We start from the raw sequence: 1,935 nt of genomic DNA, 5'->3' as shown, positions 1-1,935 counted from the left end.
TTCCCCTTTGGCACACGACAGGATACGCTTGAAGATAAAATGTCCTCATTTTGTCCTCAAGTGTGTACGGTCGGTCTCGTGCCTGTAGTTCAGGAATGTTTTTAACCTGCGTACAAAACTGCCTACAGAAACGGATTTGCAACGTACAGAACTGCGTACAAAACCGCGTACACAAAGACAAAATATGCGTACAAATCCGCGTACAAAATTACGTACACACGCCAGCAAAAGCATAAAAAACAAGCAAAGAAATGGAAAAGACAATCACCGAAACACTACATAGCCTCGGACTGAAAACGACAAAAGAATCGTTAAACAAAACGATCTTCCTGCTGAATTTCGGTTCGCTAAAGAGTCATCAGGCGGTATTTGATGAGGCGTTTAATGAGATAGCCGAAGCAAAACAGCAGAGAAGCTGGCAAGTGATCACGAATTGCCTGAACGAGAATACGAATGCAGAAATGACAGTAATGACCGTCAGAACCATGTTCAAAAGGGCGAAGGCAAAAAAGCGCTCAGGTCAGTAACAGCGTGAACGTGCATCACATTAGCAGGGTGGATATTCCGCTTCCTCGCTCATTCGCTCACTACGTTCGGTCATTCGACTGCGGCGAGCGGTGCGGGCTTGTTGATGGGGATCTTTTTGATTTGCTGAGGCTTAAATGTACAAAAGCCCCGTGACAGAATCACAGGGCTTCGGTACTCTAATTCTTCGCAGATACCTGCCAGGACTAGACGTAGCAATCCAATCCTAGCAGGGCTGGCTAGCCATGTCACTACCAGCTTAATACCATTCAACGACATTAAAATCATATCTGCACCCTAGACGCTCAGGTCTACGCCCCGGACTCCGGCAGGATAAACAGGCAAACGGTGGAAACGTAACTTAACCGCGAAAGAGTTAAGCTCTACCCCGTCTCGCAGTACGATAACTGGCACCTGATAAAGTGAGCGAATAAGGCAGCAGTAAGCGGTGAAGTGTGATTGTTGAACGTCTAACACTACGCCCACACAATCAAGCCCCTTGCAGGGTGAGACACACAAGAAAAGAGCTGACGAAGGTCGCTACGCTCCCCGTGATTTTTTATATACCCACCACGGGGGCATTAGTGATTTTTTGCAAAAAAATACGTAGTCCTATCGCTAATATTTAATTATCGGGCTGGCATGCCCCTCACCATTAGCGCCATATCCTTCTCCTGACAGGAGGTCATCCAGTTCATTACTGGCTTGATCAATACAAGCCGCAAAATGCACGGCGCTAGGATAGTCCTTATACATAAAATCAAAGGATTCTTCTGGTGGAAGGAGATCATAATACGGATAACAATCGACGTAATAACGTCGAATGACGCAACCTGCATAATCTTCAAATTCTTCAGGCTGTAACGTACTACCAGGAAAAGCCTTTGCTACATGTGCGGCTGCTTGAAAAGTTTCAAAATATCTCCCAAAAATTGGAGATTCACAGCTAGGGGCTTCCTCCGAAAAATCCCCCATAACTTGACGCAAATAACCGTTATCTATCTGCCATTGGACATCCGATCCCATTCCTCCCCCCTCACATTCAAACTCTATATCGAGGTGAATAATCATAATGTGTATTTACCATAACGCGTCATTACGCGCACCGCTCAGACGGCCTGTGCGCGTTTCTAAGCTCTAACCATCAAAACTCTACGCCTTACCCCCCGAAAACGCCTCAGAATCGCTCCTGTGAGTTTTACGAGCATGAATCGTTATGCACCGGACTGACTGACGGGCGATTTCAGACTAAAAAGCCCCTCCAATCCTCAAAACGCGATCTTTCCTTCCTGGCTGAAACGGTGAACGGGAACGGATTTTTAATCCGGTTACGTGAAGCGTTGACCAACGAGCAGGGCGAGGCGGTAGGGATTTTTGAGGTTCGTAGAACCGCACAGGGTTTCAAAGGGG

At 46.7% G+C, this 1,935-nt stretch carries 2 protein-coding genes; one reads left to right on the top strand and one right to left on the bottom strand.

Annotated features, from left to right (window positions below):
* Positions 1 to 251: 251 nt before the first annotated feature.
* A complete protein-coding gene (locus tag GJV78_RS22550; RefSeq protein WP_155110290.1) occupies positions 252 to 527 on the top strand; it encodes a hypothetical protein in 276 nt (91 codons plus the stop codon).
* A gap of 616 nt (positions 528 to 1,143) precedes the next feature.
* Here the strand turns inward: GJV78_RS22550 and GJV78_RS22545 are convergent.
* Positions 1,144 to 1,596, bottom strand: coding sequence for a hypothetical protein (locus tag GJV78_RS22545; protein WP_155110289.1), 453 nt, complete (start codon positions 1,594 to 1,596; stop codon positions 1,144 to 1,146).
* Positions 1,597 to 1,935 lie beyond the last annotated feature (339 nt).

The organism is Intestinirhabdus alba, assembly GCF_009711095.1.
Lineage (GTDB): Bacteria > Pseudomonadota > Gammaproteobacteria > Enterobacterales > Enterobacteriaceae > Intestinirhabdus > Intestinirhabdus alba.
The sequence above is the reverse complement of the archived record's forward strand: the minus strand, read 5'-3'. Positions and strand labels throughout refer to the sequence as shown.

Bases quoted from the DNA above. Each gene is read 5' to 3' on its own strand.
- GJV78_RS22550 (WP_155110290.1), top strand. From the start codon at position 252: ATGGAAAAGACAATCACCGAAACACTACATAGCCTCGGACTGAAAACG.
- GJV78_RS22545 (WP_155110289.1), bottom strand. From the start codon at position 1,596: ATGATTATTCACCTCGATATAGAGTTTGAATGTGAGGGGGGAGGAATG.